The 25,770-nt window shown below is 62.9% G+C and carries 22 protein-coding genes; 17 read left to right on the top strand and 5 right to left on the bottom strand.

What is annotated here, in order from left to right; all coding sequences use genetic code 11:
* The first annotated feature begins 15 nt into the window (after nt 1–15).
* The 11 genes from AD666_RS05070 (at nt 16) to madM (ending at nt 13,741) form a co-directional block, all read left to right on the top strand.
* Nucleotides 16–5,922, top strand: a complete 5,907-nt coding sequence (locus AD666_RS05070; protein WP_053148218.1) for an Hpt domain-containing protein — start codon at nt 16–18, stop codon at nt 5,920–5,922.
* Nucleotides 5,915–6,403 (top strand): chemotaxis protein CheW, encoded by a 489-nt coding sequence (locus tag AD666_RS05065; protein WP_053148216.1) that lies wholly within the window; start codon nt 5,915–5,917, stop codon nt 6,401–6,403. Before AD666_RS05070 ends, AD666_RS05065 begins: the two co-directional genes overlap by 8 nt.
* A gap of 68 nt (nt 6,404–6,471) precedes the next feature.
* Entirely contained in the window at nt 6,472–8,142 is a 1,671-nt protein-coding gene (mdcA, locus tag AD666_RS05060; RefSeq protein WP_053148214.1) for a malonate decarboxylase subunit alpha, read from the top strand.
* Complete coding sequence (locus tag AD666_RS05055; protein ID WP_053148212.1) at nt 8,143–9,018, top strand: triphosphoribosyl-dephospho-CoA synthase; 876 nt, start codon at nt 8,143–8,145, stop codon at nt 9,016–9,018.
* Nucleotides 9,018–9,317, top strand: coding sequence for a malonate decarboxylase subunit delta (locus tag AD666_RS05050; RefSeq protein ID WP_053148210.1), 300 nt, complete (start codon nt 9,018–9,020; stop codon nt 9,315–9,317). Before AD666_RS05055 ends, AD666_RS05050 begins: the two co-directional genes overlap by 1 nt.
* Nucleotides 9,310–10,161 (top strand): biotin-independent malonate decarboxylase subunit beta, encoded by an 852-nt coding sequence (locus tag AD666_RS05045; protein ID WP_053148208.1) that lies wholly within the window; start codon nt 9,310–9,312, stop codon nt 10,159–10,161. Before AD666_RS05050 ends, AD666_RS05045 begins: the two co-directional genes overlap by 8 nt.
* The gene (mdcE, locus tag AD666_RS05040; RefSeq protein ID WP_053148206.1) at nt 10,158–10,961 is read left to right on the top strand and encodes a biotin-independent malonate decarboxylase subunit gamma; all 804 of its coding nucleotides are present in this window, start codon (nt 10,158–10,160) and stop codon (nt 10,959–10,961) included. Before AD666_RS05045 ends, mdcE begins: the two co-directional genes overlap by 4 nt.
* Entirely contained in the window at nt 10,955–11,578 is a 624-nt protein-coding gene (locus AD666_RS05035; protein WP_053148204.1) for a malonate decarboxylase holo-ACP synthase, read from the top strand. Before mdcE ends, AD666_RS05035 begins: the two co-directional genes overlap by 7 nt.
* On the top strand, nt 11,575–12,492 hold the full coding sequence (gene mdcH / locus AD666_RS05030; RefSeq protein ID WP_053148202.1) for a malonate decarboxylase subunit epsilon: 918 nt from the start codon (nt 11,575–11,577) through the stop codon (nt 12,490–12,492). The genes AD666_RS05035 and mdcH overlap by 4 nt, the downstream gene beginning before the upstream one ends.
* Nucleotides 12,493–12,558: 66 nt before the next feature.
* Nucleotides 12,559–12,975, top strand: a complete 417-nt coding sequence (gene madL / locus AD666_RS05025; protein ID WP_053148200.1) for a malonate transporter subunit MadL — start codon at nt 12,559–12,561, stop codon at nt 12,973–12,975.
* A 1-nt stretch (nt 12,976) separates the two neighbouring features.
* Nucleotides 12,977–13,741, top strand: a complete 765-nt coding sequence (gene madM, locus AD666_RS05020) for a malonate transporter subunit MadM (RefSeq protein WP_053148198.1) — start codon at nt 12,977–12,979, stop codon at nt 13,739–13,741.
* A 128-nt stretch (nt 13,742–13,869) separates the two neighbouring features.
* Here the strand turns inward: madM and AD666_RS05015 are convergent, their stop codons facing one another.
* Nucleotides 13,870–14,784: a LysR substrate-binding domain-containing protein gene (locus AD666_RS05015; protein WP_053148196.1), complete on the bottom strand. Its 915-nt coding sequence runs from the start codon at nt 14,782–14,784 to the stop codon at nt 13,870–13,872.
* Nucleotides 14,785–14,915: 131 nt separating this feature from the next.
* Between AD666_RS05015 and AD666_RS05010 the strand changes: the two genes are divergently transcribed.
* Nucleotides 14,916–15,533 (top strand): hemolysin III family protein, encoded by a 618-nt coding sequence (locus AD666_RS05010; RefSeq protein ID WP_053148194.1) that lies wholly within the window; start codon nt 14,916–14,918, stop codon nt 15,531–15,533.
* On the opposite strand, the gene AD666_RS05005 is transcribed toward AD666_RS05010, so the two are convergent.
* On the bottom strand, nt 15,530–16,438 hold the full coding sequence (locus AD666_RS05005; protein WP_053148192.1) for a LysR family transcriptional regulator: 909 nt from the start codon (nt 16,436–16,438) through the stop codon (nt 15,530–15,532). The two genes, AD666_RS05010 and AD666_RS05005, sit on opposite strands and share 4 nt — an antisense overlap.
* A gap of 105 nt (nt 16,439–16,543) precedes the next feature.
* Between AD666_RS05005 and AD666_RS05000 the strand changes: the two genes are divergently transcribed.
* Together AD666_RS05000 and AD666_RS04995 are read left to right on the top strand one after the other, a co-directional pair.
* The gene (locus AD666_RS05000; protein WP_053148190.1) at nt 16,544–17,785 is read left to right on the top strand and encodes a D-amino acid dehydrogenase; all 1,242 of its coding nucleotides are present in this window, start codon (nt 16,544–16,546) and stop codon (nt 17,783–17,785) included.
* Between the two features lie 23 nt (nt 17,786–17,808).
* A complete protein-coding gene (locus AD666_RS04995; RefSeq protein ID WP_053148188.1) occupies nt 17,809–18,711 on the top strand; it encodes a transporter substrate-binding domain-containing protein in 903 nt (300 codons plus the stop codon).
* A gap of 33 nt (nt 18,712–18,744) precedes the next feature.
* On the opposite strand, the gene AD666_RS04990 is transcribed toward AD666_RS04995, so the two are convergent.
* Both AD666_RS04990 and AD666_RS04985 read right to left on the bottom strand, forming a co-directional pair.
* A complete protein-coding gene (locus AD666_RS04990) occupies nt 18,745–19,464 on the bottom strand; it encodes a 16S rRNA (uracil(1498)-N(3))-methyltransferase (protein ID WP_053148186.1) in 720 nt (239 codons plus the stop codon).
* A gap of 129 nt (nt 19,465–19,593) precedes the next feature.
* Nucleotides 19,594–21,000 carry an adenosylmethionine--8-amino-7-oxononanoate transaminase gene (locus AD666_RS04985; RefSeq protein ID WP_053148184.1) on the bottom strand — a complete coding sequence of 469 codons (1,407 nt, stop codon included), beginning with the start codon at nt 20,998–21,000 and terminating at the stop codon, nt 19,594–19,596.
* Between the two features lie 227 nt (nt 21,001–21,227).
* Here AD666_RS04985 and AD666_RS04980 point away from each other — a divergent pair, with 227 nt between their 5' ends.
* The 3 genes from AD666_RS04980 (at nt 21,228) to AD666_RS04970 (ending at nt 24,492) form a co-directional block, all read left to right on the top strand.
* Nucleotides 21,228–23,003: a flavin monoamine oxidase family protein gene (locus AD666_RS04980; protein WP_053148182.1), complete on the top strand. Its 1,776-nt coding sequence runs from the start codon at nt 21,228–21,230 to the stop codon at nt 23,001–23,003.
* A 308-nt stretch (nt 23,004–23,311) separates the two neighbouring features.
* The gene (locus AD666_RS04975; protein WP_053148180.1) at nt 23,312–23,863 is read left to right on the top strand and encodes a cytochrome b; all 552 of its coding nucleotides are present in this window, start codon (nt 23,312–23,314) and stop codon (nt 23,861–23,863) included.
* A gap of 32 nt (nt 23,864–23,895) precedes the next feature.
* Complete coding sequence (locus tag AD666_RS04970; protein ID WP_053148178.1) at nt 23,896–24,492, top strand: YceI family protein; 597 nt, start codon at nt 23,896–23,898, stop codon at nt 24,490–24,492.
* Nucleotides 24,493–24,594: 102 nt separating this feature from the next.
* Here the strand turns inward: AD666_RS04970 and AD666_RS04965 are convergent, their stop codons facing one another.
* Nucleotides 24,595–25,557 (bottom strand): IS110 family transposase, encoded by a 963-nt coding sequence (locus tag AD666_RS04965; RefSeq protein WP_053147561.1) that lies wholly within the window; start codon nt 25,555–25,557, stop codon nt 24,595–24,597.
* Between the last annotated feature and the right edge of the window lie 213 nt (nt 25,558–25,770).

Genomic DNA, 25,770 nt, shown 5'->3' with positions numbered 1-25,770 from the left:
CGATTGGGAGTGGTTATGGGTGATCGGCACGACTACGTGGCCCTGGAATGGGTCAAGGGCGAGATTGCCGAAACGCTGAAGCAGGCCCATCTGGCCCTCAACCGCCTGGTGGAAGATCCGCAGGCGTCGGATGCCCTCGGCCAATGCCTGGCTTGTATTCATCAGGTCCACGGCGGCCTGCAGATGGTCGAGTTCTACGGCGCGGCCTTGCTGGCCGAAGAGATGGAGCAACTGTGTGCCGCCTTGCGCAACAACAGCGTTGCTCATCGCGACGAGGCCATCAGCCTGTTGAGTCAGGCCCTCGGGCAGTTGCCGATGTACCTGGATCGCGTCCAGGGCGCGCGTCGCGACTTGCCGCTGGTGGTGCTGCCGCTGATCAACGACCTGCGCAGCGCCCGGGGCGAGGGCCTGCTGTCGGAAACCAGTCTGTTCAGTCCCGAGCTGCCGGAAATCGCACCACTCAGCGACGCGGCCCTGAAGCGGCTCGAACCGCCGGAGCTGCCCAACACGTTACGCAAGCTGCGCCAGACCCTGCAGATGGCCCTGGTAGGTCTGTTGCGCGAACAGGACGACGCCACACACCTGGGCTACCTGACCAAAGTCTTCCACCGCCTGGAAGGGCTGTGCGCCGGGGCGCCGCTCAATGCATTGTGGCAGGTGGCCTCGGCGCTGGTCGAAGGCATGCGCGAGGGGCGCATCGCCAACAGCCCGGCGCTGCGCAGCCTGTTCAAGGAAGCCGACAAGGAGCTCAAACGCCTGCTGGAGCAGGGCATGCCGGGCATCAATCAACCGGCGCCGCCCCATTTGCTCAAGAGCTTGTTGTTCTATATTGCCAAGGCTGAACATCCCAGCGGGCAGATGCAGATCATGAAAGAACGCTACTCACTGGAAGACGCGCTACCCGACAGCGCCATGGTCGACGAAGAACGTGCGCGCCTGGCGGGCCCCGACCGCGATGCCATGCGTTCGGTACTCACCGCACTTTGTGAAGAACTGGTGCGCGTCAAGGAGCGGCTGGACCTGTTCGTGCGCAGCGACCGCCAGCACGCCTCGGAGCTGGACAGCCTGCTGGCGCCCCTGCGGCAGATCGCCGATACCCTGGCGGTGCTCGGTTTCGGTCAGCCGCGCAAGGTCATCATCGATCAGTTGGCGGTGGTCCTGAGTCTCGCCCAAGGCCAGCGCGAACCCGATGACGCGACCCTCATGGACGTCGCCGGCGCCTTGCTCTACGTCGAGGCCACCCTGGCCGGCATGGTCGGCACCGTCGAGCCCGAAAGCCCGGAAGACAACCCGCTGCCCACCACCGACCTGACCCAGATCCACCAGATCGTCATCAAGGAAGCCCACACCTGCCTGCAGCAGGCCAAGGATATGATCGTCGACTACATCGAGGCCGACTGGAACAGCGAGCAGCTACAGGGCTTGCCCGCCTTGCTGACCCAGGTCCGTGGCGCGCTGGCGATGATTCCCCTGGGGCGCGCCGCCGGCCTGGTGGAAGCCTGCAACGGTTTCATCCGCGATCATCTGCTGCTGGAGCGGGCCCAGCCGGGGTGGGAAGAACTCGATCACCTCGCCGATGTGATCAGCGGTCTCGAATACTATCTGGAGCGCTTGAGCGACGATCCGCAGAATCCCGGTGAGTCGCTGCTCGATGAGGTGGAGCGAAGCCTGGCGGCCCTCGGTTATTTCCCCGACGAAGCCCGGGTGCCATTGCTCGACGATGTGCTGAGCCCCAACGAGGCGCAGCTCATGCAGGACCTGCAGGAGCTGGATGATCCGCAGACCGTGCAGTCCCTGGCCGAGGTGCTGGCCAGTCCGGTCTCGGCGGTCAACCCCCCGGCGCGTAGCACGCCGGGCAGCCTGTTGCCGCCGCCGGTGGACGAACATCCGGTGGACGACGAGCTGCGCGAAGTCTTCCTGGAAGAAGCCGAGGAAGTGCTGGAGGTGCTGCGCGAGTACCTGCCCCGGTGGACGGCGCGACCCGACGATCAAGGCATCCTGGGTGAACTGCGCCGGGCCTTTCATACCCTCAAGGGCAGTGGTCGCATGGTCCGGGCACTGGTGTTGGGGGAATTGGCGTGGGCGGTGGAGAACCTGCTCAACCGCGTGCTGGAACGCAGCGTCGAGCCGGGAGCCTCGGTACAACGGTTGGTCGACGACACGGTGCAACTGCTCCCCGGCCTGGTGGCTGAGTTCGCCGACCATCGCCAGCGCCAGCGCGACGATGTCGACCGTCTGGCTGCCCGCGCCCATGCCCTTGCCAGGGGCTGCGACGAGGAGGATGAGGACCAGCGGGACGTGGCCGCCCTCGACCCTTTGCTGTTGAAAATCTTCGACAACGAAGCCCAGGGCCATCTCGCCAGCTTGCGGCGCTTTCTCGACCAGGCCGTCGAACACATGCCGTTGCAGGCGGGCGATGAATTGCATCGGGCCCTGCACACCCTCAAGGGCAGTGCGTTCATGGCCGGCGTGCTGCCCATCGCCGAACTGGCGGGGACGATGGACCAGCTCGCCCGGGAATACCGGGCGCACCTGATTGCCCTCGACCTCGATGAGGTGGAATGTCTGCTGGAGGCCGAGGGCCTGCTGCGCCTGGGGCTGCGCCAGCTGAAAAGCGATCCGCTGGCGCCGATTCCCGGTGCCGAGGACCTGATCCAGCGAACCCAGGCCCTGTTGGCCGAGCGCCTGCGGGCGGCGCTCAACGCACCAGACAAAGGCCTGCGGCCCAAGCGGGATCCGCAACTGATCAATGATTTCCTCGCCCAGGGCATGGACATTCTGTTGGATGCCGAAAGCCTGTTGCAGCGTTGGCAGGAACACCCCGGCCAAGGCCAGGAACTGAGCGCGCTGCTGGATGAGTTGACCACCCTCGGTGAAGGTGCGCACCTGGCTGAGCTGCATCCGATGGATGAGCTGTGCGAAGCCTTGCTCGACCTCTATGGCGCGGTGGAGGAAAGCAGCCTGGCGGTCAACGATGAATTTTTCCAGCAAGCGCAACTCGCTCATGAGGCGTTGGTCGACATGCTCGATGAATTGGCGGCCGGGCAACAGGTCCATCCGCAGCCCGAGCGGGTGCAGGCCTTGCGTCGCTTGCTCGAGGCAGGTCTCGATCCGTCGGCCACGGGCCTGATCCGCAGCGACGGTAGCCGGACCCTGAGCATCCGCGAACTGGGCGATGCGACGACCGAGCTGGAACGTGACGATGCGGCCGTGGACGACGACATCACCTCGATCTTCCTCGAGGAGGCCCAGGATATCCTGGAAAGCGCCGCCCAGGCCCTGCAACGCTGGCTGGCCGACCCGGACAACGGCGCGCCACTGTCCTCGCTGCAACGGGACCTGCATACCCTCAAGGGCGGTGCCCGGATGGCCGATGTCCGGCCGGTGAGCGACCTGGCCCAGGAGCTGGAAAACCTTTATGAAGGGTTGGTGGACCGCCGCTACAGCTACAGTGACGAGTTGGCGCAACTGCTCAACAGCAGCCATGAGCGCCTTGAGCTGCTGCTCGGGCAATTGCAGCAGGGCCAAGTGCTGGGCGATCCCGTTTCGCTGATCGACGCCATCCGCAGGTTCCGCCAGGACAAACCGCACGCCGTCGAGGCAAGCGGAGTGACCCAGGGCGACGGCACCCATCATGATCCCGAGCTGCTGGAGATCTTCCTCGAGGAAGGCTTCGACATCCTCGACAGTTCCGGCGCGGCGTTGCTGCGTTGGCAGGCCGAGCCGTCGAACCGCCAGGCCGTCGAAACCCTGTTGCGCGACCTGCATACCCTCAAGGGGGGGGCGCGGATGGTGGAAATCGGTCCCATCGGCGATCTCGCTCACGAACTGGAAAACCTCTACGAGGGGTTGTCGGCAGGTCTGCTGCAAGCGACCCCGACGCTGTTCACGCTGCTGCAAAGCAGCCATGACCGGCTGGCGCACATGCTCGACGCGGTGCGGGCCGGCCAGCCCTGTCCGCCGGCGGACCGCCTGATCGCGCAGATCCAGGCGGTCAACCAGCCACAGGCAAGCCCGGCGCCCGAAGCCGCGGTTGTGCCGGTTCCTGCTCCGATCCCCGCGCCTGCCAAGCCTGAGCCGGGCGCCTCGGGCGAAGGTGCGGACATGGTCAAGGTCTCCGCCGAACTGCTGGACGACCTGGTGAACCTGGCGGGGGAGGCTTCGATCTTTCGTGGTCGTATCGAACAGCAGGTCAATGACGCGCGGGTGGCTTTGGGCGAGATGGAAACCACCATCGAGCGCATGCGCGATCAATTGCGGCGCCTCGACACCGAAACCCAGGGACGGATCCTCAGTCGCCAGCAGGTAGAGGCTGAGCGGCTGGGCTACGAAGATTTCGACCCGTTGGAAATGGACCGCCATTCCCAGCTGCAGCAGTTGTCCAGGGCACTGTTCGAATCCGCTTCGGACCTGCTCGACCTCAAGGAAACCCTGGATCGGGGTAATCACGACGCGGAAAACTTGCTGCAACAGCAAGGCCGGATCAACACCGAACTCCAGGAAGGCCTGATGCGCACGCGCATGGTGCCGTTCGAGCGCATGCTGCCGCGCCTCAAACGCATCGTCCGGCAGGTGGCCCAGGAACTGGGCAAGGATGTGGAGTTCGTGGTCGATAACGCCGAAGGCGAGATGGACCGCAATGTACTGGAACGCATGGCCGCGCCGCTGGAGCATATGTTGCGCAACGCCGTCGATCATGGCCTGGAACCCGCCGATGTGCGCATCGCCGCCGGCAAACCGGCGCGCGGCCGCATCAGCCTCGAACTTTCACGGGAAGGCGGCGACATCATTTTCGACATCCGCGACGATGGCGCCGGCGTGCCCCTGGAGGCGGTGCGGAACAAGGCGATCAAGCGTGGACTGCTGGCGCCGGACAGTGACATCAGCGACCGCGATGTCTTGCAGTTCATCCTGCAGCCGGGTTTTTCCACCGCTGAGAAAATTACCCAGATCTCCGGGCGCGGCGTCGGCATGGACGTGGTCCATGAAGAGGTGCGGCAACTGGGCGGCAGCATGATGATCGATTCCACGGCGGGGCAGGGCGTGCATTTCCGTATTCGCCTGCCGTTTACCGTGGCGGTCAACCGGGCACTGATGGTGCAGTGTCATGAAGACCAGTACGCGATCCCGCTCAACACCATCGAAAGCATTGTGCGGGTGCTGCCCGCCGAGCTGGATGCCTATTACCAACTCGATCCGCCGGTCTACACCTACGCCGGGCAACGCCATGAGTTGTACTACTTGGGCGAAGTACTGAAGACTGGCGCCCGTGCCAAGCTGCTGGGCCAGAGCCAGCCCTTGCCGCTGCTGCTGATGCAGTGCAATGAGCGGCATGTCGCGGTGCAGGTGGACGCGACCCTTGGGACTCGGGAAATCGTGGTCAAAAGTCTAGGCCCGCAATTCTCTTCGGTGCAGGGACTGTCCGGCGCGACCATCCTGGGGGACGGCCGGGTGGTGCTCATCCTCGACTTGCTGGCGCCGATCCGCGCCTTGCCTGGCCAGACCCCACGGCGCCAGGCACTGGCCGAAGGTGACGGCGAACATCAACGGCCGTTGCTGGTGCTGGTGGTGGACGATTCGGTGACGGTGCGCAAGGTCACCAGTCGCTTGCTGGAGCGCCACGGCATGCATGTGCTTACCGCCAAGGACGGGGTGGATGCCATGGCCTTGCTGAGCGAACACTCCCCGGACCTGATGCTGCTGGACATCGAAATGCCGCGCATGGACGGTTTTGAAGTGGCGACCCAGGTGCGCAACGACCCGCGCCTGGCACACCTGCCGATCATCATGATCACGTCCCGTACGGGCCAGAAACACCGCGATCGGGCCATGGCCATCGGCGTCAACGACTACCTGGGCAAGCCGTATCAGGAATCGGTACTGCTCGAGAGCATTGCCCACTGGAGCAGAACCCATGCATGAAGACCGGACCCGGTACCTCACCGGTCTGCTGCTGCCGCTGTCCGATCGGCATCTGGTGTTGCCCAACGTCGCGGTGGCCGAGCTGATCGACTATCAGAGCAGCGCCTTCGATATGGACACCCCGCCGTGGTTCCTGGGCTGGGTCAGCTGGCGCGAACGGCAGATCCCGCTGCTGAGCTTCGAATCGGCCTGCGGCCAGAAAACCATGATCGGCGAACGAGCGCGCATCGTCGTGCTCAACGCCCTGGGCGGCCGCCCCGAACTGAAGTTCATCGCACTGCTGGTACAAGGCATCCCGCGCTCCCACAAGCTCGATAGTCAACTGAGCTATGTAGATGTGCCGTTGTGCGGATTGGAACAAGCGGCGGTGCAGGTTGGGGATCATGTGGCGAAGGTGCCGGATCTGCTGGCGTTGGAAGAGCTGGTAATCGCCGCCGGGTTGGTGCAGATCATTACTCCAACCGTAACGATCCACCGCTGAGCTTGATTGATGCACCCACCATGACACTCCTAAGGTAAGCCCCACGACAGCGAACCCGTGGAGTGGTCATGACAACAACAATATCCCCCGACTCGCGCTGGACGCGGCGGCGCAGCGAGAAGCAGCGGCGGCTCGAACTGGTGAAGGGGCTTGCCGACGGTGTGGTGTTGCCCACCGACAAAATCGTCGCGGCGCTGGAGGCGTTGATCCTGCCGGGTGACCGCGTGGTGCTGGAGGGCAATAACCAGAAGCAGGCGGATTTTCTGTCGCGCTCTCTGGCCAAGACCGACCCTTCTAAGTTGCACGACCTGCACATGATCATGCCCAGCGTCGGCCGTTCCGAGCACCTCGATCTGTTCGAGCGCGGTATCGCCCGCAAGCTGGACTTTTCCTTCGCCGGCACCCAGAGTCTGCGCATCAGCCAGTTGCTGGAGGACGGCCTGCTGGAAATCGGCGCGATCCACACCTACATCGAGCTCTACGCCCGGCTGGTGGTGGACTTGATCCCCAACGTGGTGCTCTCGGCCGGTTTCATGGCTGACCGCGCCGGCAACATCTACACCGGCCCCAGTACCGAAGACACCCCGGCATTGATCGAGCCGGCGGCCTTCAGCGACGGCATTGTCATTGTCCAGGTCAACCAGTTGGTGGACGACGTCAGCGACCTGCCGCGAGTCGACATCCCGGCATCCTGGGTGGATTTCGTGGTGGTGGCCGATAAGCCCTTCTACATCGAACCGCTGTTCACCCGTGATCCACGCCATATCAAGCCGGTGCATGTGTTGATGGCGATGATGGCGATCCGCGGGATCTATGAAAAACACAACGTTCAGTCCCTCAACCACGGCATCGGTTTCAACACCGCCGCCATCGAGCTGATCCTGCCGACCTACGGCGAATCCCTCGGCCTGAAGGGCAAGATCTGCCGTAATTGGACCCTCAATCCGCACCCGACCCTGATCCCGGCCATCGAAAGCGGCTGGGTCGAAAGCGTGCATTGCTTCGGCACCGAACTGGGCATGGAACGCTACATCGCCGCCCGGCCCGACGTGTTCTTCACCGGGCATGACGGCTCGCTGCGCTCCAATCGCATGGTCTGCCAACTGGCCGGGCAATACGCGGTGGACCTGTTCATCGGAGCCACGTTGCAAGTGGACGGCGACGGTCATTCCTCCACCGTTACCCGTGGCCGGCTGGCCGGTTTCGGGGGGGCGCCGAACATGGGCCATGATCCGCGCGGCCGGCGTCACGGCACGCCGGCCTGGCTCGACATGCGCCACGGCGATGGCGACGCACCACTGCTCGAGCGCGGCAAGAAACTGGTGGTGCAGATGGTCGAGACGTTCCAGGAAGGCGGCAAACCCACCTTCGTCGACACCCTCGATGCAGTGGATGTGGCGAAGAAAGCCGGCATGCCCCTGGCGCCGATCATGATCTACGGCGACGACGTCACCCATCTGCTCACCGAGGAAGGCATTGCCTACCTGTACAAGGCCCGCTCCCTGGAAGAGCGCCAGGCCATGATCGCGGCTGTAGCCGGCGTCACCGCCATCGGCCTGCGGCACAACCCGAAAGAGACGGCCCGCATGCGTCGTGAAGGTTTGATCGCCTTGCCCGAAGACCTCGGCATCCGCCGCACCGACGCCACCCGCGAATGGCTCGCCGCCAAAAGCGTGGCCGATCTGGTGGAGTGGTCCGGTGGCCTCTACAACCCCCCCGCCAAATTCAGGAGCTGGTAAATGCACGCACTCAACCGGCAACCCGACACGCTGTCCCTGGCCGAGCGCCTGGCGGACCTGGCAGTCGACGCGCTGATCGACGAAGCCGACCTGTCGCCCAAACCGGCCTTGGTGGACCGCCGTGGCAGCGGTGCCCATACCGATCTGCACCTGGGCCTGATGCACGCCTCGGCGCTGTCGCTGTGGCCGGCGTTCAAGGAAATGGCCGAGGCCGCCATCGATTACGCTGAAATCGGCCTGCCGCTGCGCGAAGCCCTCGGACGGATCGGCCGCGAAGGCGAAGCCACGATGCTTGCCACCACGGGCGGCGTGAACACGCACCGCGGCGCGATCTGGGCCTTGGGCCTGTTGGTCGCTGCCGCCGCGCTGGAACCTGAATCCAGCGTTGCGGGCGCCGTCACGTTGCGCGCAGCACGCCTGGCCTTGCTCGACGACCGCTACGCGCCAAGACCCTTGAGCCACGGCGCCCAGGTCGCCCAGCGTTACGGCGTGCGTGGTGCCCGTGAAGAAGCACAGCTGGCTTTCCCGGCCGTGACGGGCCTGGGCCTGCCGCAACTCAAGCGCAGTCGCGCAGCCGGGGCAGGGGAGCAGAACGCCCGGCTCGATGCCTTGCTGGCGATCATGACCACCCTGGCCGACACCTGCGTGCTGTATCGCGCCGGCGAAGCGGGCCTTAAGGCCATGCAACAAGGTGCCAGAGCCGTACTCGACGCTGGCGGCTGTGCGAGCCTCGGTGGTCGTCGCCAACTGCACGCGCTGGACCAACAACTGATTGCCTTGAACGCCTCGCCCGGCGGCGCTGCGGACCTGCTCGCCGCCTGCCTGCTGCTCGACCGTGTCGAGCGTGGCGATGGCTTCTTCCCAGGAGTGTGCTGATGGAAACCTTATCCTTTGAATTCCCCGCCGGGCAGCCGCCACGGGGCCGGGCGCTGGTGGGCTGTGTTGGCTCGGGCGACCTGGAAGTGCTGATCGAGCCCGGGCTGGCGGGCAAGTTGACCATCCAGGTGCAGACCTCGGTCAATGGCAGCGAGCAACGCTGGCAGCATCTCTTCGCCCGCATGTTTGACGGCCAGACGCCACCGGCGCTGGCGATTGATATCCACGATTTCGGCGCCACCCCCGGCGTGGTGCGCCTGCGCCTGGAACAGGGTTTCGAGGAGATCGGTCATGACTGACAGCACAACGCTTTTGAATAAACGCAGCTTCGTCGAGCTGGGCGCCCGGCAACGGGCCCAGGCCTTGCTCGATGACGGCTCATTCCGCGAGCTGCTCGATCCGTTCCAACGGGTCATGTCGCCGTGGCTGTCGCGCCAGGGCGTGGTGCCGCAAAGCGATGACGGCGTGGTGATCGCCAAGGGCACCCTAGATGGCCTGCCGGTGGTGATTGCCGCCATCGAAGGAGCGTTCCAGGGCGGCAGCCTCGGTGAAGTCGGCGGGGCGAAAATCGCCGGCGCCCTGGAGCTGGCCGCCGAAGACAATCGCAAAGCAATTCCGACCCGTGCCGTGCTGCTGCTGGAAACCGGCGGCGTGCGTTTGCAGGAAGCCAACCTCGGGTTGGCGGCCATCGCGGAAATCCACTCGGCCATCGTCGACCTGCGCCAGTATCAACCGGTGGTTGGCGTGGTGGCCGGGAGCGTCGGCTGCTTTGGCGGCATGTCCATCGCCGCCGGCCTGTGCAGTTACCTGTTGGTCACACAGGAAGCGCGGCTGGGCCTGAACGGCCCGCAGGTGATCGAGCAGGAGGCCGGTATCGAGGAATATGACGCCCGGGACCGTCCGTTCATCTGGAGCCTGACCGGTGGCGAACAGCGTTTCGCCACCGGTCTGGTGGATCGCTATGCCAGTGATGACGTTGCACAGATTCGCCAGCAGGTCAGTCAGTTGCTGCACCTGGGCGTGCCCGCTGAGCATCGCAGTAGCCAGGCCGAACTGTTCCTGCAACGCCTGGGGCGGTTGGACACCGAGGCGCAAATCGAACCGGCAGCGGTTCGCCAGCTGTATCAGGGAGAACGCTCATGAGTTCGTATTCGTTGAGAGGCCTGCGCTGGTTCGAAGCGTTGAGCAACGGCGTCAGGCCGCTTCCAGGCCTGCCGGCTTCGTTGAAAGTGGCCGACACCCAATTGGGCGGACAAGACGTGCGCCTGTTGGCGGTGGTGGCCGATCCGGATAACCGTTTCCCTCGGGCGCGCAACGGTGAGGTTGGCTTGCTGGAAGGTTGGGGTTTGGCCAAGGCCGTGAACGATGCCGTGGAAGCCGACCGTGATGCGCCGGTCAAGCGGCCGCTGATCGCCATCGTCGACGTTCCGAGCCAGGCCTATGGCCGTCGGGAAGAAGCCCTGGGCATCCATCAGGCACTGGCCGGGGCGGCGGACAGCTATGCCCGCGCCCGTCTGGGTGGACATCCGGTGATCGGCCTGCTGGTGGGCAAGGCGATGTCCGGTGCGTTCCTGGCCCATGGGTATCAAGCCAACCGTTTGATTGCGCTGCGCGACCCCGGGGTGATGGTCCACGCCATGGGCAAGGCTTCGGCGGCGCGGGTGACCCTGCGCAGTGTTGAGGCGCTGGAAGCCCTGGCCGCCAGCGTGCCGCCGATGGCCTATGACATCGACAGTTATGCCAGCCTTGGGCTGTTGTGGGAAACCCTGTCGGTGGAACGGATCGAGCAACCGTCGGCGGCGGACCTGGCGCGGGTCCACGAATGCCTCATCCAGGCCATCCGGGACGTCGAAACCGGTCCGCGGGACCTGCGCGGGCGGCTGGGCGCCGCCAATCGCATGGCCTCGAGCAAGGTTCGCCAATTGTTGAGAGCACAGTGGTGAACACGTTCCTGGCCCACGACCTGCTGTGGGGCATGACGCCGGAGCACTTGCCGGTGGACGCACCTGCGTGGGCGTACGAAGCCCTGGGTGCCGGTCAACCGGTGGTGGTCCGGCGCGCCACGACGGCAGCGAACCGTATCGCCGTCGGGGTTCGTGGACGCTTGCGTGAGCAGCGTTATGCCACAACGATGGCGAAGTCCGCGATTACCCGACGGGTCAGGCCGGAAGATCTCGGCCACGCTGTCTTGGTCCGCGATCTGCCAGCGCTGCACGCATTGGCCCGGCTGAGGCCGGTGCTCGATGGCTGCAGTTGGGTGTGGGGGGTCAGCGGCGCCGTCGGGTTCGAACTCGCCAGCGGCGTCGAAGCGTTGCATGAGCGCAGCGACCTCGACCTGATCCTGCGCATGCCGCATCCGCTGGATCGCGGTCATGCCCGTGAGCTGCTCGCGCAACTGGATGCGTCGGTGTGCGTGGTGGACATGCAGTTGCAAACGCCCCACGGTGCCGTCGCGTTGAGGGAGTGGGCCGGTCCGGCGCGCCGGGTGCTGCTCAAGGACAATCGGCAGGCGCGCCTGGTGTGCGACCCCTGGCAGCCGTCGCTGGAGCCGATGCCATGAAAATGTTCGTGTTCCCCGGCCAGGGTGCGCAGCGAGCGGGCATGCTCCGTGAGCTGGCACCGCAGATCCTGGAGGAAGCCAGCGAGGTGCTGGGTGAGGACGTGAAGCAACTGGACAGCGCTGAGGCGTTGCAATCGACCCGTGCGGTGCAGTTGTGCCTGTTGATCGCTGGCGTAGCGGCGTCCCGGCGCTTGCTGGAACAGGCGCCCGCGCCGGATTACGTGGCGGGGCTGTCCATCGGTGCGTATCCGGCGGCTGTGGTGGCGGGTGCGTTGGGGTTTGCCGATGCCTTGCGGCTGGTCAGCCTGCGGGGCGAATTGATGCAGCAGGCATATCCAAAAGGCTACGGCATGACCGCCATCATCGGCCTGGAGCTGGTGACGGTGGAGACGTTGCTGGCCCAGGTGCACAGCGATGCAACACCGGTCTACCTGGCCAACATCAACGCCGATAACCAAGTGGTTATCGCCGGCAGCGACGAGGCCATGGCCATCGTCGCCGGACAGGCACGGAGCCAAGGCGCCGCGAAAGCGTGTCGGCTGACCGTCAGCGTACCGTCCCATTGCCCGTTGCTGGAGGCTCCGGCGCGAACGCTCGCCGAGGCGTTCAGCGATGTGTCGTTGAAACTGCCTGGCCTGGGTTACCTCAGCGGCAGCCGTGCCCGGCCCGTGATGAGCACCGAGGCCCTGCGCGACGACCTGGCGTTCAATATGTGCCGCGTCGTCGATTGGCGCGGCACCGTGCAAAGCGCCTATGAGCGCGGCGTGCGCCTGCAGATCGAATTGCCGCCCGGAGCGGTGCTGACCGGGCTGGCCCGCCGGGTGTTCGAACAGGGCACCGTCATTGCGTTCGACGGTGCGCGGCTCGACACCTTGCAGGCCCTGTTGCGTGAGGAGGGAAGCCAACGACTCTAGACCACCGACTCAGGCTTCGAACGACAAAAACAACAATCCCGACGATGCATTTTGAGGACTACGACAATGATTATTTACGGTGTGGCACTGTTGGCGATCTGTACGCTGACAGGGGTGATCCTGGGCGACATGCTGGGCGTGCTGCTGGGGGTGAAGTCCAACGTCGGCGGAGTCGGCATTGCAATGATCCTGCTGATTTGCGCGCGCTTGTGGATGCACCGGCACGGCGGCATGACCAAGGATTGCGAGATGGGCGTCGCCTTCTGGGGCGCCATGTACATTCCGGTGGTGGTCGCGATGGCCGCGCAACAGAATGTTGTCACGGCCTTGCACGGCGGCCCGGTGGCTGTACTGGGGGCGATTGGCTCGGTGTTGCTGTGCGGCGTGACCATTGCGCTGATCAGCCGGACCCACAAGGGCGAACCCTTGCCCGACGAACCGACCGAAGTGACGCCCCTCGGCACGCCTGTAGGAGGTCGCTGATATGTGGGATCTCATCGAGAAAGGCTTGGAACATAACGGCCTGATCACGGCGTTCGCTTTCGTCGGCGTGATCATGTGGGTGTCGGTAGTGTTGTCCAAACGCCTGACCTTCGGACGCATTCACGGCTCGGCAATCGCCATCGTCATTGGCCTGGTGCTGGCCTGGGTGGGTGGAACCATGACCGGTGGGCAGAAAGGTCTGGCGGATCTGTCGCTGTTTTCCGGCATTGGCCTGATGGGCGGGGCCATGCTGCGTGACTTCGCCATTGTCGCCACGGCGTTCGAGGTCCAGGCTACCGAAGCGAAGAAGGCCGGGATGATTGGCGTCGTCGCGCTGTTGCTGGGCACGATCCTGCCCTTTATTGTCGGTGCGAGCGTGGCCTGGTCGTTCGGCTATCGCGATGCGGTGAGCATGACCACCATTGGCGCGGGCGCGGTGACTTATATCGTTGGGCCAGTGACCGGCGCGGCGATTGGTGCCACTTCCGATGTCATGGCGTTGTCGATTGCCACCGGGTTGATCAAGGCGATCCTGGTGATGGTCGGCACCCCTGTGGCGGCACGTTGGATGGGCCTGGACAATCCGCGTTCGGCCATGGTCTTCGGCGGGCTCGCCGGAACCGTGAGCGGGGTGACGGCCGGGTTGGCCGCGACGGATCGGCGACTGGTGCCGTACGGTGCGTTGACGGCAACGTTCCACACCGGGCTTGGCTGCCTGCTGGGGCCTTCGTTGCTGTTTTTCATTGTTCGCGGGATTGTTGGCTAGGTTCCGGCTGATGTTGCGCTTGTCATGACGCCATCGCGAGCAGGCTCGCTCCCACTGAGGGGCGGTGGTGCCCCTCCCTCCGCGGACATTGTGGGAGCGAGCCTGCTCGCGATGAAGGCACCACCGTTTCAAACCTGGCGATTGGCATACATCCGGCATTCGGCAAGTAATGCCAGCAGGTTCGGATCGCGTTCCTTGGCCTTGAGGAACACCACGCCGATGTGCTGCTGCAACCGGTACTTTTCCTGCAATGGGATCAACTTCACCCGTTTTTCGTACACCGCCGCAATCCGCCCTGGCAACAGGGCATAACCCACCCCCGAGCTGACCATGCTCAGCAGGGTGAAGATGTCGTTGACCTGCATCGCCACCTTCGGCTCGAACCCCGCTTGCCTGAATACTCTGATCCCGTCCTGATGCGTGGCGAAGCCCTGGGTCAGGGTGATGAACGTCTCGTCGCGCACCTCGGCCAGGTCGACTTCGGTCCGTTGGGCAAACGGCGAGTCTGCCGGTGTGGCGAGGAAAATGTCATCGGAAAACAGGGCGATGTGCTCGCAGTCCGGGTCGTTGACGCTGTCGTCCAGGGACACCAGGATCGCGTCGACTTCCATGTTCTTGAGCTTGTACAGCAAGTCGATGTTCGAACCCATGATCAGGTCGATGTTGAGTTCGCTGCGGCGGATTTTCAAACCCATGATCAGCTGCGGCACAGTCTTGACCGTCAGCGAATACAGCGAACCGAGCTTGAAGCGTTCGGCGGAGAACCCGGCGGCTTCGCGGGTCAGGCGCACGCTGTCGACCACGTCCTGGATCAGCTTTTGCGCTCGTTCTTCAAGCACGTAGGCACTCTCCAACGGCGTGAGGTTTCGTCCTTCGTGCTTGAACAACGGACAACGCAAGGCACTCTCCAGGGAATGGATGGCCCGGTGCACGCTGACGTTGCTGGTCTGTAACTCGGCTGCCGCCCGCGCCATGTTGCCGGTGCGCATGAAGGCCAGGAACACCTCGAGTTTCTTCAGGGTCAATTCTTCGTCGATCAGCATGGGCGGGGCTCTTGGTCGTGTCACCCGATTGTGCCCCAATACCTCTGGGAGACCTATCTTGCGGCAAACCATTGCACTTTGACGCGCCAGGCCCGAGCCTTGGCGCATGTTCGGGAATGTGAGGGGGATGGATGTACCACGGGGAACGACTCAATGCCTGGACCCATCTGGTCGGGGCGGTCGCAGCGTTTATCGGTGCGGTGTGGTTGCTGGTGATTGCGGGGATGGCCGGCGATCCGTGGAAGATCGTCAGCGTGGCGATCTATGGATTTACCTTGCTGGTGCTGTACAGCGCTTCGACCGTCTACCACAGCGTGCGCGGGCGCAAGAAAGCGATCATGCAGAAGGTCGACCACTTTTCGATCTACCTGCTCATCGCCGGGAGTTATACGCCGTTCTGCCTGGTGACGTTGCGCGGACCATGGGGCTGGACCTTGTTCGGGATTGTCTGGGGGCTGGCGCTGATCGGGATCCTGCAGGAAATCAAGCCGCGTTCCGAAGCACGGATCCTGTCGATCGTGATCTACGCCGTAATGGGCTGGATCGTGCTGGTGGCGGTCAAGCCTTTGCTGGCGGCGCTGGGCAGCGCCGGATTCGCCTGGCTGGCCTCGGGTGGTGTGTTGTACACCGTGGGTATCATCTTTTTTGCGCTTGATAAGCGACTGCGCCATGCCCATGGCATCTGGCATTTGTTCGTGATCGCCGGCAGCCTGCTGCATTTCGTGGCGATTCTGTTTTACGTTCTCTAGGTGGAAAGGCGATCCAGCTGCGCTTGTGCCCGCGAGGCGAAAATCTCCAGCAGCGCGCCCAGGGTGTGCACCGGCGCCTCGTTGGCGCGGGTCACGGCATAAAGGGATATGGGCAGCGGTGGCGACAGCGGTCGGATGGCCGTGCGGCTGGCCGAAGCGCCCAGCGCCGTGAACGGGTCGATCACCGCCAATCCGGCGCCGGACTCCACCATGGCCCGGGCCAGTGAGTAAGTCTGCACGGCGATGCTGACCCGCGGTGGCGGCTCCACGGACTCGAGGTAGCCGTCGAGCCTGGCGGACAGGGGGTCGGCACTGGACAAGCCGATCAGAGGCGCATTGGCCAGTGCCTGTAATGGCATCGGCGTGCCGACCGCCGCTTCGTCCCAATGCCCCTTCGGTGCCAACGCCACCAATACGCCGTTGGCCAGGGCCTGGGCCTTGAGTCCGGGATGCTCGGGCGGTTGCAACGTCAGGGCGACATCGATTTCGCGCATCAACAGGTTCTGGACCAGCTCGCGGCTATGGGCGCTGGACAATTCGCAGACGATGTCCGGGTGACGTTGGGTCCATTGATGAACGGCCTCAGGCAGCAGCGAGAGGGCCAGGGCCGGCGTCGCACCGATGCGCAGACGATGACCCGGCGCGCGGCGCAGGTTCTGGGCCAGCCGTCGCACGCCTTGCAGGCTTTCGCTGACCTTGTCCACTTCACGCTCCAGCGCCAACGCTTCGGGCGTGACCTGCAACTTACCGCGAACCCGCAGGAACAGGGCAAAGCCCAGTTGCTGCTCGGCATGCTGCAGCACCTTGGTCACCGCCGGCTGGGAGACATGCAGCAACTGCGCGGCACCACTGATGGAACCGGTCTGGCGGATCGCCTGGAAAACCTCGATGTGACGAAGGCGCATGGCAACTCCATAACCTTTGCTTATAGGCGGTGCATCTTTATTGATTGTTCGGTGGCTGTCACCTGCCCCTAATCTGAGGCCATTCGAAACAGGTGTGAGACGGACATGGCTCAGCGGGTTTGCATCATCGGTGGCGGCGTGGTCGGGTTGACGACGGCCTATGCGCTGGTGCGTGAGGGTATCGACGTGACGTTGCTGGAAGCCCGGGACACCCTGGGCAGCGAAACCAGTTTTGCCAATGGCGGCCAGTTGTCCTACCGCTACGTCGCTCCGCTGGCGGATGCCGGTGTGCCATGGCAGGCATTGGGCTGGATGCTGCGCGGTGATTCGCCACTCAAGTTGCGGCCACGCCTGGATCCGGCGCAGTGGCGCTGGATGGCCTCGTTCATCGGCGCGTGCCGGACGTCGATCAACCGACGTAACGGTGCTCATTTGTTGCGCCTGGCGTTGCTGAGCCAGTCTACCTTGCAGGATTGGCGTGAAGATGACCGCCTCGATGGCTTTGACTGGCGGCGCAACGGCAAACTGGTCACGTTCCGCGATGCCGGACATTTCGAACATGCCCGCAAGCGGGTGACCGATAGCCTCCATCAACAGGTGCTGGGCGCCGCCGAGTGCGTGGGCCTGGAACCGGCATTGAACGGCGTGCCCTACGTGGGCGGCATCTACACGCCGGATGAAGAAGTTGCCGACTGTCATGGCTTTTGCCAGCAATTGGCGGCCCGTTTGCGGGCCTCGGGCCGTTGCGAGTTCCTGATGGGGCGGACAGTGACCAGGATTCACCACGCCGACGGCCGGGTACGAGCGCTGGAGTCGGGTGGGCAGTTGTTACCCGTGGACAACCTCGTCATCGCGGCCGGCCACCGCAGTGCGGCCCTGGGACTGCCGGGGGTGCAAATGCCGCTGTATCCGCTCAAGGGCTATAGCCTGACGGCGCCCATCGGCGCTCGGCATCGAGCACCGGAGCTGAGCATCACCGACTATGACCGCAAAATCGTCTACGCCCGTATCGGTGAACAATGGCGGGTGGCGGCGATGGTGGACATCGTCGGCTTCGACCCGACGCCCGACCCTCGGCGCCTTGCCCTGATCAAGCGCCAGGCCCGGGAAACGTTTCCCCAGGCCGCGGATTACGAGCACGCCAGCGAATGGGCCGGCATGCGCCCGGCCACCCCCAGTGGCGTGCCGCTGATCGGTGCCACCCGCTACCCTAACCTGTGGCTCAATCTCGGCCACGGTGCGCTGGGCTTTACCCTGGCCTGCGGCAGCGCCCGCCTGCTCAGCGAACTGATCCGCCAGCGCGAACCGTCCATCGATCTGCGGGGCCTCGCGCCCCGTGCCGCCTGACCCACCCGCAACGGAGAATAACAATGCCAAAACACACGTTGATCGGCTGTACCCTGAGCCTGTTGTTGAGCTTCCAGGCCCACGCGACGCAAGAGCCCCTGACCGGCACCCTGGAGAAGATCGCCAGCAGTCGAAGCATTACTCTGGGTTATCGCGATGCATCGGTGCCGTTTTCCTACATCGGTGACGGCAGCGGTAAGCCGATGGGCTATTCGGTGGAGCTGGCGAACAAGGTCGTCGAGCGCATCAAGACTCAACTGGCGCTGCCGCAACTGGACGTGAAGTACAACCTGGTCACGTCCCAGACCCGCATCCCACTGGTGCAGAATGGCACCGTGGACCTGGAGTGCGGCTCCACCGGTGTGACCGCGGAGCGGCAGAAACAAGTGGCGTTCTCCTATGGCTTTATCTACGTGAAGGGCCAATTGCTGACGGCCAGGGACAGCGGCATCCACCGCTTTGCCGACTTGCGCGGTAAAAACGTGGTCACCACCGCCGGCACCACCAACGAACGTTTTCTGAAAAGCTACAACCAGGACAACAAGACCGACATGTTCGTCATCAGCGCCAAGGACCACGGCGAAGCCTTTCAGATGCTCGAAACGGGTCGGGCCGCGGCGTTCTACATGGACGATGCGCTGCTGTATGGCGAGCGGGCCAAGGCTCGTGACCCGCACAAGTGGGTGGTGGTAGGCGAAGAACAATCGCGGGAAATTTACAGTTGCATGGTGCGCAAGGATGATCCGCAATTCCTGGCGCTGGTCAACGCGACCCTGGGGGATTTGTACAAATCCGGGGAGATCAACGACATCTACGACCGCTGGTTCCAGAAACCGATTCCACCCAAGGGATTGAATCTGGAGTTCCCGATGACCACTGAGCTGAAGGCGATCATTGCCACGCCTGTGAGCGATCCGGTGCAGTAGCGGCTCCCACAAGGAAACGCTCGCATTCCAGCCTTAGAAATCCCCCCACAACTGCTGCGCCACCGCCAGGGCCACCACCGGCGCGGTCTCGGTGCGCAGCACGCGTGGGCCGAGACGGGCAGCGTGGTAGCCGACGGTCTTGGCTTGTTCGACTTCGGCGTCGGACAATCCGCCCTCGGGACCAATCAGGAACGCCAGAGTCGATGGCCGGGCATGGCTGACCAGCGGCTCGGCCACCGGGTGCAGGACCAGCTTCAGCTCGGCGTCGGTCTGCTTCAGCCAGTCGGCCAGCAGCAACGGCGGGTGAATCAGCGGCACGGTCGAGCGACCGCATTGCTCGCAGGCACTGATCGCCACCTGACGCCAATGCAACAGGCGTTTGTCGGCGCGTTCGTCCTTGAGGCGCACTTCGCAGCGGTCGCTGAATATCGGGGTGATCTCGCTGACGCCCAGTTCCGTGGCTTTCTGGATGGCCCAGTCCATGCGTTCGCCCCGGGACAGACCCTGGCCGAGGTGGATGTGCAGCGGCGATTGCGGTTGTCCGTCGAACTGCTCGTTCAGCTGTACCCGCACATGTTTCTTGCCGACTTCGGCCAGGATACCCCTGAACTCCTGCCCCGAACCGTCGAATACCTGCACCGCATCCCCCTCGGCCATGCGCAGTACACGGCTGATGTAATGGGCCTGGGCCTCGGGCAGTTCGTGCTCGCCAAGACTCAGGGGGGTGTCGATGAAGAAGCGGGACAGTCTCATGCTGGATCTCTGTAGAAAAAGAAAATCTTGGGTGATGCCATTGGCCCCATCGCGGGCAAGCCTTGCTCCCACTAGGACAGTGGACTTGCTGTGGGAGCAAGGCTTGCCCGCGATGGCTGTTGCTCAGGCTCAGCCCGGATCGCGATAGCCCGGATGAAAATCTTCAGGCACCGCCACGCTGACCTTGTCCCGGGTGGCGATATCGATGCCTTCGCTGGCCACTTCGGCCAGGAAGTCGATCTGCTCGGGCGTGATGACATACGGTGGCAGGAAGTACACCACACTGCCCAGTGGCCGTAACAACGCACCGCGTTCAAGGGCGTGCTGGAACACAGTCAGGCCGCGACGCTCCTGCCAGGGGTAGGCGGTCTTGCTGGCCTTGTCCTTGACCATCTCGATCGCCAGCACCATACCGGTCTGGCGCACTTCGGCCACGTTGGGGTGGTCGGCCAGGTGCGCGGTGGCGCTTGCCATGCGTGAGGCCAGGGCCTTGTTGTTTTCGATGACGTTGTCTTGCTCGAAGATGTCCAGCGTCGCCAACGCCGCCGCGCAAGCCAGCGGGTTGCCCGTATAGCTGTGGGAATGCAGGAAGGCGCGCAGGGTCGGGTAGTCGTCGTAGAACGCGTTGTAGACCTCATCGGTGGTCAGGCACGCCGCCAATGGCAGGTAGCCGCCGGTCAGGGCCTTGGACAGGCAGAGGAAATCCGGCGTGATACCAGCCTGTTCACAGGCGAACATCGTCCCGGTACGGCCGAACCCAACGGCGATTTCGTCGTGGATCAAGTGCACACCGTAGCGGTCACAGGCCTCGCGCAGCAATTTCAGGTACACCGGGTGATACATGCGCATGCCACCGGCGCCCTGGATCAGCGGTTCGACAATCACCGCGGCTACGCTGCCGTGGTGCTCGGCGAGGGTCTGTTCCATGGCCGCGAAGATCGTGCGCGAGTGCTCTTCCCAGCTCACGCCCTCAGGGCGGTGATAGCAGTCGGGGCTTGGCACCTTGAGGGTGTCCAGCAGCAACGCCTTGTAGGTTTCGGTGAACAGCGGCACGTCGCCCACCGACATCGCCGCGATGGTTTCGCCGTGGTAGCTGTTGCTCAGGGTCACGAAGCGCTTCTTCTCGGGACGGCCGCGATTAACCCAGTAATGGAAGCTCATCTTCATCGCCACTTCGATACATGACGAGCCGTTGTCGGCGTAGAAGCAACGGGTCAGGCCTTCGGGCGTGATCTTGACCAGGCGTTCGGATAGCTCGATCACTGGTTGGTGGCTGAAGCCGGCGAGGATCACATGTTCCAACTGGTCGACCTGGTCCTTGATCCGCTGGTTGATGCGCGGGTTGGCATGACCGAACACATTGACCCACCAGGAGCTGACGGCGTCGAGGTAGCGCTTGCCCTCGAAGTCTTCCAGCCACACGCCTTCACCGCGCTTGATAGGGATCAGCGGCAGTCGTTCGTGATCTTTCATCTGGGTGCAGGGATGCCATAGCACCGCGAGATCGCGTTGCATCCACTGGTTATTCAGGCCCATGTACAGTCTCCTCGAGGCGGCTCGCGGCGGGCGCGGGCCAAACAATCGGGCAAGCCTATGCAATGGCGGCCCCGGGGACAACCCATTGTGTCGGTCCCCGCTACTTTGAGCCAGGCGATAGACGTCGCTGGCGGCGTTATGATGGCTGACGTATTCTTCGCCGTTCTCTGAGCCGGCTGGCTCGAAAGAACAGAAATTTCCCAGGTTTTTATTCCGGAGTTCGCAGAATGTCTGCTGGTTGGCTGCGCGCGTGTGCGCTGGTGGTGATAGGGCTGTTCAGCGTTACGGCGCTGGCGAAGGACAAGCAACCGACGGCCATCGTCATCGGTGGCGGCCTGGCGGGGCTCACGGCGGCCTACGAGTTGCAGAATAAAGGCTGGACGGTGACCCTGCTGGAGGCCAAGCCCAGCGTGGGCGGCCGTTCGGGCATGGCCACCAGTGAGTGGATCGGCAATGAAAAGACTCAGCCGGTGCTGAATAAATACGTCTCTACTTTCAAGCTGGGCACCACGCCGGCGCCGGAATTCGTGCGCACCCCCAGCTATCTGATTGACGGCACCTACTTCACCGCCGCCGACCTGACCACTAAGCAGCCGGCCACCGCCGAAGCGCTCAAGCGCTACGAAACCACCCTGGACGAGCTGGCGCGTTCCATCGAGGACCCGCTGAATCCGACGGCCACCAGCACGCTGCACGCGCTGGACCAGATGACCGTATCCGCCTGGCTGGACCGCTTGCAGCTTCCGGCCACTGCGCGGCAACTGGTGAATCAGGAAATTCGTACCCGTTACGACGAACCTTCGCGTCTGTCGCTGCTGTATTTCGCACAGCAGAACCGGGTCAATCGCGGTGTGTCCGACCGCGACCTGCGGGCTTCGCGCCTGCTCGGTGGTAGCCAGGTGCTGGCACAGGCCTTCCTCAAGCAACTGAAAACCATCAAGACCGACTCGCCGGTGTCGGCCATTTCCCAGGACAAGGACGGTGTGACCGTCAAGGTCGGCAGCGTGGGCTATCAGGCCGATTACGTGGTGCTGGCCGTGCCGCTGCGCGCGCTGAACAAGATTCAACTGACACCGGCCCTGGACGCCCAGCACCAGGCCGCGATAAAGGGCACCAACTACGGTTGGCGCGACCAGATCATGCTCAAGTTCAAGACCCCGGTCTGGGACAGCAAGGCGCGCATGTCGGGTGAGATCTTCAGCAATACCGGCCTGGGCATGATGTGGATCGAACCGGCCCTCAAAGGTGGCGCCAATGTCATCATCAACCTTTCAGGGGATAACGCCCGGGTGATGCAGGCCTTTGGCGACAAACAAATGGTCGATCAGGTGCTGATCCGCCTGCACGCGTTTTATCCACAGGCCCGTGGCGCGTTTACCGGTTACGAAATCCGTCGCTATAGCACCGACCCGTCCACCGGCGGTTCCTACCTGGCCTTCGGCCCGGGCCAGATCAGCAAGTTCTGGCGCCTGTGGGAAAAGCCGCTGCAGCGTGTAGCCTTTGCCGGTGAACACACCGACGCCTTGTATCCAGGCACTCTGGAAGGCGCGCTGCGCAGCGGTCAGCGTGCTGCCAGCCAAGTGCAAGACCTGGCGGCGGGCAAGTCGTTCGAGCCGACCAAGGTCGTTCCGGCTGCAACGGCAGCAGCTGCCGGTGCGGTCGCGGCGAAGAAGGGCAACTTTTTCACCAACCTGTTTGGCGGTTCGGATGACGCCAAGCAGCCTGAGCCGGTCAAGGCTCCAGAACCGGTGGCTCCGCCAGCACCGACGCCCGCTCCGGCGCCAACTCCGGCGCCGGCACCTGCACCGGTAGAAGCGCCGAAACCTGTGGCGCCGGTAAAAGCCGAGCCTGCCAAGAAGGCACCAGCGAAGAAACCGGCCACCAAGACCCCGGCGAAAAAGACGTCGGCCAAGGCTCCGACAAAAAAGGTCGAACCGGCGAAGAAGCCAGCAGCCAAGCCGGCAGCATCCACACCGGCAGCCACTGAGACCAAAACTCAGTAAAACAGGTGTTACAAAAAAAGCGCGGCGAGTCAGCCGCGTTTTTTTTTGTCTGGAAAAACCCTTCGCGAGCAGGCTGCTCCCACATGGGACTGTGGTGACCGCGCCGAATGCGATTCTTGTGCGAGCTTGCTCGCGATGAGGGGCGCTGTGATCCTGATTATCACAGGTTGTATTTCGTTTTAATCTTTCCTTAACCGACCCCAACCAAACTGATGATCGTATTTCTCGATATTTCAAAGCGAAATTTTCCGCTTTAATTCGATAGATAACTCGCTAGTCTTGATCGCAGTTTTTACAGGATATGAGCAATGCAGCTACGCAACTCTTCTTCCCGCTATGGCTGGGTCAGTATCGTGATGCACTGGGGCGTTGCGCTGGTGGTGTACGGGCTGTTTGCGCTGGGCTTGTGGATGGTCGGCCTGGACTACTACAGCAGCTGGCGCAAAGATGCGCCGGACCTGCACAAGAGCATCGGCCTGGTGTTGCTGGCGGTGATGTTGCTGCGGGTGATCTGGCGCTTCGTCAGCCCGCCGCCACCGACCCTGGCCACCTACGGTCGCCTGACCCGCGTCGGTGCCAAGCTTGGCCATAGCGCGCTGTATTTCGGCCTTTTCGCCGTAATGATCGCCGGTTACCTGATTTCCACCGCAGACGGTGTCGGGATACCGGTGTTTGGTTTGTTCGAAGTCCCCGCGCTGGTGTCCGGACTGCCCGACCAGGCAGACGTCGCCGGCGAGATTCACCTGTACCTCGCCTGGGCGCTGGTAATTTTTTCCGGCCTCCATGCGTTGGCAGCATTGAAACACCACTTTATCGACCGTGACGCGACCCTCAAGCGAATGCTGGGGCGCCAAGCCTGATGTTCAACCTCGACTCCAAAGGAATAGAAAGCATGTTGAAAAAGACGCTCGCCGCCCTGGCAATCGGTTCCGCCCTGCTGACGGCTGGTCAGGCCATGGCTGCCGACTATGTGGTCGACAAGGAAGGCCAGCACGCCTTCGTCGACTTCAAGATCAGCCACCTGGGCTACAGCTACATCACCGGTACCTTCAAGGATATCGACGGCAAGTTCAGCTTCGACGCGGCCAAGCCGGAAGACAGCAAGATCGAATTCAACGTTCGCACCGCCAGCGTGTTCACCAACCACGCGGAGCGTGACAAGCACATCGCCAGCGGTGACTTCCTGAACGTGAGCAAGTTCGCCGACGCCAAGTTCGTTTCCACCAGCGTCAAGCCCACCGGCAAGAACGCCGATGGCAAGGAAACGGCTGATGTAGCCGGTAACCTGACCCTGCTGGGCGTCACCAAGCCGATCGTGGTCAAGGCCACGTTCCTGGGTGAAGGCAAAGACCCATGGGGCGGCTACCGTGCTGGCTTCGAAGGTACGACCAGCATCAAGCGTTCCGATTTCGGCAAACAGAAAGACCTGGGCCCATCGTCCGATGTGGTTGAGCTGTATGTGACCTTTGAAGGTGTCAAAGCGAAGTAATTTTCGCGCCTGACAAAAAAACGCCCCCGGCCTTACGGTCGGGGGCGTTTTTTTATTGCTGTATGAATAAGGTACAGCCAACCCCGAACCCTGTGGGAGATTCTATGTTGCAGGGCAACCCTGCAACATCGGCTTCGGCTGGTATTCGCTCTGATTTTTCATCAGAGCGAATGCAACTCGGCAGAGCTTACGGGCAAGCACCACCAATGCCTGAGTTTTTGAAAAGCCTCTTGCCAGGTATGACTCGTAGAAGGGTTTCCATCTAGGCGAGCGAGAGGCCGTCATCGCAGCGATGTGAGCTAAGCGCCTTATCTCTGGATCGCCTTTCTTGGTTAGATACCGGGGGCCATTCTTTTTGCCAGAGTCATCCACCCTCAGGTCCATTCCCAAAAACGCAATAAATGCATTGCTGTTCGCAAAATTGCCCCGCATGTAACTGGTGGCCAGTCCGGTTGCGACCAGCTCGCCTACGCCTTCGATGGCTTTACAACGGACGATGTTTTCTGCAATTCCTGAGTCTTTGCTGACCTTTCGTAGCAGTTTCTGAATAGCCTTGATCGCTTGCTCAAAGGCTGTTTGCTGAGTGGCCAGCGCTTCCTTCAGCAGAGGCTCGTCGATCCAGCTCAACATCAGAGCGGTATGATTTCTGACCAGCGTCGCACGTCTATGAAGCAAGCTCTTTAGCGTTGTGTAGGCCTTTGGAGGGGGACACCAGAGCCGCAGCTCGTGCTGTTCATTGGTCAAATACCGCGCTAACAAACGAGCATCACAAGGATCGTTCTTGGCTCGCTGCCCAATGCCGCGACGATAGTTACTTACCCGATAAGCATCCACGACATAAACCTGATGCCCCATCGCATGAGCCAAGTCGACGGTGTCCAGGTGATAAATGTTGGTAGCTTCAATGGCAATGGCGCTTTGGGCGGGCAACGTTTTAAGCCAGCGTTTTAGGGTTGTTCGATCATTCTTAACGGTATCTATCGTTTGCAGATCAGAGCGATATACAGCGATTTCGGCCTTAGCGACATCAATGCCAACAACCGTTTGCGAGGTAAGGATTGTCATAACAAATCCTCGGGGCTAGGGTTTAGGTGCTTGTCGGGGTCTACCTTTGCGCTGGCTTGCATCTATCGTCGATCTTGTCGATGAATTCCATATTGGCGCTTTGGGTAGAAGGGGCGGGACGAGAAGTCTCCCACGGTCCGTACTGGCTAGAGTCGGAATCGAGCTTTTAGTCCCGCCCACCCCTTCAAGTCTAAACATACAAGCGAGCCTGCT

Origin of the sequence: Pseudomonas sp. Pf153 (assembly GCF_001269775.1) — a bacterium.
Classification (GTDB): Bacteria; Pseudomonadota; Gammaproteobacteria; order Pseudomonadales; family Pseudomonadaceae; genus Aquipseudomonas; species Aquipseudomonas uvaldensis.
Note: the sequence above shows the minus strand (reverse complement) of the source record. Positions and strands in the feature narration are given on the sequence as shown.

Excerpts from the sequence above, each read along its gene's own strand:
- AD666_RS05070 (WP_053148218.1), top strand. The coding sequence starts at position 16 with ATGGGTGATCGGCACGACTACGTGGCCCTGGAATGGGTCAAGGGCGAG.
- AD666_RS05065 (WP_053148216.1), top strand. The coding sequence starts at position 5,915 with ATGCATGAAGACCGGACCCGGTACCTCACCGGTCTGCTGCTGCCGCTG.
- mdcA (WP_053148214.1), top strand. The coding sequence starts at position 6,472 with ATGACAACAACAATATCCCCCGACTCGCGCTGGACGCGGCGGCGCAGC.
- AD666_RS05055 (WP_053148212.1), top strand. The coding sequence starts at position 8,143 with ATGCACGCACTCAACCGGCAACCCGACACGCTGTCCCTGGCCGAGCGC.
- AD666_RS05050 (WP_053148210.1), top strand. The coding sequence starts at position 9,018 with ATGGAAACCTTATCCTTTGAATTCCCCGCCGGGCAGCCGCCACGGGGC.
- AD666_RS05045 (WP_053148208.1), top strand. The coding sequence starts at position 9,310 with ATGACTGACAGCACAACGCTTTTGAATAAACGCAGCTTCGTCGAGCTG.
- mdcE (WP_053148206.1), top strand. The coding sequence starts at position 10,158 with ATGAGTTCGTATTCGTTGAGAGGCCTGCGCTGGTTCGAAGCGTTGAGC.
- mdcH (WP_053148202.1), top strand. The coding sequence starts at position 11,575 with ATGAAAATGTTCGTGTTCCCCGGCCAGGGTGCGCAGCGAGCGGGCATG.
- madL (WP_053148200.1), top strand. The coding sequence starts at position 12,559 with ATGATTATTTACGGTGTGGCACTGTTGGCGATCTGTACGCTGACAGGG.
- madM (WP_053148198.1), top strand. The coding sequence starts at position 12,977 with ATGTGGGATCTCATCGAGAAAGGCTTGGAACATAACGGCCTGATCACG.
- AD666_RS05015 (WP_053148196.1), bottom strand. The coding sequence starts at position 14,784 with ATGCTGATCGACGAAGAATTGACCCTGAAGAAACTCGAGGTGTTCCTG.
- AD666_RS05010 (WP_053148194.1), top strand. The coding sequence starts at position 14,916 with ATGTACCACGGGGAACGACTCAATGCCTGGACCCATCTGGTCGGGGCG.
- AD666_RS05005 (WP_053148192.1), bottom strand. The coding sequence starts at position 16,438 with ATGCGCCTTCGTCACATCGAGGTTTTCCAGGCGATCCGCCAGACCGGT.
- AD666_RS05000 (WP_053148190.1), top strand. The coding sequence starts at position 16,544 with ATGGCTCAGCGGGTTTGCATCATCGGTGGCGGCGTGGTCGGGTTGACG.
- AD666_RS04995 (WP_053148188.1), top strand. The coding sequence starts at position 17,809 with ATGCCAAAACACACGTTGATCGGCTGTACCCTGAGCCTGTTGTTGAGC.
- AD666_RS04990 (WP_053148186.1), bottom strand. The coding sequence starts at position 19,464 with ATGAGACTGTCCCGCTTCTTCATCGACACCCCCCTGAGTCTTGGCGAG.
- AD666_RS04985 (WP_053148184.1), bottom strand. The coding sequence starts at position 21,000 with ATGGGCCTGAATAACCAGTGGATGCAACGCGATCTCGCGGTGCTATGG.
- AD666_RS04980 (WP_053148182.1), top strand. The coding sequence starts at position 21,228 with ATGTCTGCTGGTTGGCTGCGCGCGTGTGCGCTGGTGGTGATAGGGCTG.
- AD666_RS04975 (WP_053148180.1), top strand. The coding sequence starts at position 23,312 with ATGCAGCTACGCAACTCTTCTTCCCGCTATGGCTGGGTCAGTATCGTG.
- AD666_RS04970 (WP_053148178.1), top strand. The coding sequence starts at position 23,896 with ATGTTGAAAAAGACGCTCGCCGCCCTGGCAATCGGTTCCGCCCTGCTG.
- AD666_RS04965 (WP_053147561.1), bottom strand. The coding sequence starts at position 25,557 with ATGACAATCCTTACCTCGCAAACGGTTGTTGGCATTGATGTCGCTAAG.